Source organism: Micromonospora tarensis (assembly GCF_016803395.1).
Lineage (GTDB): Bacteria > Actinomycetota > Actinomycetes > Mycobacteriales > Micromonosporaceae > Micromonospora > Micromonospora tarensis.
This window is the reverse complement of the sequence record NZ_JAEVHL010000403.1, coordinates 1-3482: the sequence shown is the minus strand read 5'-3', so window position 1 is coordinate 3482 and position 3482 is coordinate 1. Positions and strand designations below refer to the sequence as shown.

1 protein-coding gene and 3 pseudogenes are annotated in these 3482 nt (G+C 74.7%); 1 reads left to right on the top strand and 3 read right to left on the bottom strand.

The features are described from left to right. Window positions 1–105: 105 nt before the first annotated feature. Window positions 106–718 (bottom strand): annotated as a pseudogene (locus tag JM949_RS34675) (phasin family protein). A 112-nt stretch (window positions 719–830) separates the two neighbouring features. On the opposite strand from JM949_RS34675, the gene JM949_RS34670 reads away from it, so the two are divergent. Then, window positions 831–1169 (top strand): SCP2 sterol-binding domain-containing protein, encoded by a 339-nt coding sequence (locus JM949_RS34670; protein WP_203152267.1) that lies wholly within the window; start codon window positions 831–833, stop codon window positions 1167–1169. A 9-nt stretch (window positions 1170–1178) separates the two neighbouring features. On the opposite strand, the pseudogene JM949_RS34665 reads toward JM949_RS34670, so the two are convergent. Next, window positions 1179–2197, bottom strand: a pseudogene (locus JM949_RS34665) (HAD-IIA family hydrolase). Between the two features lie 8 nt (window positions 2198–2205). Next, window positions 2206–3143, bottom strand: a pseudogene (locus JM949_RS34660) (Replicase polyprotein 1ab). Window positions 3144–3482: the final 339 nt, after the last annotated feature.

Below are 3482 nucleotides of genomic sequence, written 5' to 3'. Positions count from 1 at the left end.
GGCGGACCGGGTCGGACGCCCGGCGGCGGCCCCGGTCGGGCGCCGGGCGGCGGTCCGGGACGGGCGTCGCCGGTCACCTGGCGCTCCGCCCGACCGGCGCGGCGCTCACGACGAACCGTCCGGGCGCTGCTCACCGACCGTCTTCTTGGCCGGCATGTCCGACGGGGTCGGGGGCTCCTCGGCGGTCCGGCTGACCGTCGCGGGCGGTTTCTTCGCCACCGCCTTGCCGGCGACGGCCTTCTTCGCCACGGCCTTCTTCGCGACGGCCTTCTTCGCCACGGCCTTCTTGGCGACCGGCGCGGAGACCGGGGCGCCCGACTCGCCGGCCGACGGCACCAGACCCTCGTCGGACTGCGCGACGCGGGCCGGGTCGGGTGCCGGGGTGCGGCCGGCGGAGGGCGCGTCGGCCGCTCGGCGGACGCGCCTCGCGGAGCTGCCGTTCCAGGTCGTGCACCCGTCGGGTCAGCTCGGCCACCTCGTCGGCGGTGGCCAGACCGACCACGCCGAGGGCCCGGTCAACCTCGAACCGGACCAGCTTGGTCAGCGCCTCCCGGTTGGCCGCGCCGGTGCTGACCAGCTCCTCACCGAGGGCCTGGAGCTGGGCGGCGGTCGCGCCGCCGGAGCCGACGAGGCGACGCGCCGCGTCCTGGGCCTTCTTCCGGGGCGCCTCGGCGAGGCCCATGGCCAGTTCGAGGTAGGCGCGCCACGCGTCCTGCATGCCTGAGTCCTTCCACGGGGCGGGGTGTGCAGGTGTCACGCTACCGGGCACCCCGGACTGTGCCGTGCGGTACGGTGCCGAGGACGGCGTGGCGATCAGCGAGGGGGGCGATGTGGCCAGCGTGGACGAATGCCGGCAGGCGTTGCAGGAGCTGGCTGCCCGGCTGGACCGCAACGCCGAGACGGTGCGCGAACGGATCGACCTGGACCGCACCCTGGCCTGTCGGGTCACCGACCTGGACACCGCGTTCCACGGCCGGATCATCGGCGGCCGGCTGGTCGAGCTCACCGACGGCGACGACCCCAAGGCCAAGATCGCGCTGAGCACGTCCAGCGACGATCTGCTCGCCCTGGTCCGGGGCGACCTGGACGTCACCGGTGCGGTGACGTCCCGCCGCGTGTCGATCAAGGCGAACCCGTTCGACCTGCTGAAGTTGCGCAAGCTGCTCTGACGAACTGCGTCACGCGGCGGCGGTCAGACCGAAGCTCTCCACCGCGTGGGCCGCGTCCGGGCCCAGCGGGCGGATCTTCGGCAGCGTGGGCACCGGCGCCGACCAGGCCACGGCGCAGAGCGCGGCCAAGGCGTCCAGTGGCCGACCTGACCCGGCCAGCTCCAGCGTGCCGTCGCGGTCGGTCACCGACCAGCCGCCAGGGTCCGTCGGGCCCGGGACCCGCACGGCGGCGGCCGGGTCGAAGAGCCCCGCCAGGTCCCTCGCGACGTACGTGGGACGCCGCTGCGGACCGGCGGCCAGCAGATCCGGTACGCCGCTGACGCCGGTGAGCACCAGCAGGCTGTCCAGACCGGCCCGACGCGCACCTTCGATGTCAGTGTCCAGACGGTCACCCACCACCAGGCTCCGGCCACCGCCGCCGCGCCGGGCGGCCGTCTCGAACAGCGCTGGCTCCGGCTTCCCGACAACCACGTCGGGGTCCCGTTCCAGGGCCGTCCGCAGCACGGCGACCAGCGAACCGTTGCCGGGCAGCGGCCCTCGGCCGCTGGGCAGGGTCCGGTCGGTGTTGGTGGCGATCCAGAGCGCACCGGCGCGCACGGCGACCGACGCCTCGGCCAGCTCGGCCCAGCCGACCTGTGGACCGTAGCCCTGCACCACCGCGGCCGGCTTTTCGTCGGCCTGGGTGACCGGAGTCAGGCCAACCGCGCGCAGCTCCGCACGCAGCGCCTCCGCGCCGACCACCAGCACCGGCGCGCCGGCGGCAGCCGGTCCCGCAGCAACTCGGCCGAGGCGGCGGCGGAGGTGAGCACCTCCTCCGGTCGGGCCGGCACGCCCATCCCGGTCAGCAGGTCAGCGACCTCGCTGGACCGGCGGGACGCGTTGTTCGTGGCGTACGCCACCGCCCGTCCCTCGGCGTGCAGCCGGGCCACCGTCTCGACGGCGCCGGGGATCGGCCGGTCGATCAGGTAGATCACGCCGTCCAGGTCGAAGACAACCAGGGTGTACCCGTCGACCAGCCGATCCCCCACGCCCCCGCTCACCGCTGCGTCGGCCCCGGCTCGTCGGTGCGGGTCCCGTCCACGTCCGGCGCGGCTGCGGACGGCACGTCGCTGTCGACAGCGGTGGGCGCGTCGGCGTCACCGCTCTCGGTCGGGTGACGATCCTCGTCCTCGTCGTCGAAGCCCTCGTCGTCGCCGGAACGGCCGACCGCGCCGCCCTCCTCGTCGTCGTCGAAGTCGTCGTCCTCGGGGTCGTCGTCGTCCTCGGGGTCGTCGTCGTCCTCGGGGTCGTCGTCGTCCTCGGGGTCGTCGTCGTCTTCGGGGTCGTCGTCGTCCTCGTCGTCGGTCAGGTCGGCGTCCGGTTGCTCCGGTGTCGCGGCGGCCTCGTCCTCGTCGTCACCCTCGATGACCACCCCGTCGAGCTCCAGCAGCCGCTCGGCGGCGTCGGTCTCGCCCTCGGTGTCCACGTCAGCGGCGCGGGAGAACCACTCGCGGGCCTCCTCGCGCGACCGACGGCGAGCAACGCGTCCGCGTACGCGTAGCGCAGCCTGGCCGTCCACGGCACGGTGGTCTCGCTGGTCAGGTCCGGGACCTGGAGCATCGCCACCGCGGCGTCCTTCTGCCCAAGGTCACCCCGGGCACCAGCGGCGACGATCAACAGCTCGATCGCCACCGCCTGGTCCAGCTTGTCGCGGTCGGCGCCACGGAACAGGTCGATGGCCCGCTCCGGCCGGCCGAGCGCCCGCTCGCAGTCGGCGAGCACAGCCAGGTGACTCTGCAGCCCACTCATCCGGTGGTACGTGCGCAGTTCGGCGATCGCCGTCTGCCACTCGCCCGCGTGGTAAGCGGCCAGGCCGACCGCCTCACGGACAGCGGAGATGCGCGACGCGAGCCGCCGGGCAGCCAGCGCGTGCGCCAACGCCTCGGCCGGGTCCTCGTCGATCAGCTGACCAGTCGCCACCAGGTGCCGGGCCACCGTCTCGGCGACCGGCTTGTTCAGCGAGAGAAGCTCGGCGCGAACGTCCTTGTCGAGGTCGGTCGCGACGATGTCGTCCGGCAGCGCCGGGGCCGCAGCACGCCCGCCCTCGAACGAATCGGAGCCACCGGCGCGCTCGTCGCGGCGGAACTCCCCGTCGCGGCGCGGTCGGTCGTCGTTGCGGAAACCGCCCTCACGACGGTCCCCGCCCCGGAAGCCACCCTCGCGGTAGCCGCCGCCCTCGCGGGATCCACCCGGCCGCGAACCGTCCCGGTCGCCGCCCCGGAAGCCCACCCTCGCGGTCCCCGCCCCGGAAGCCACCCTCGCGGCGGTCGCCAC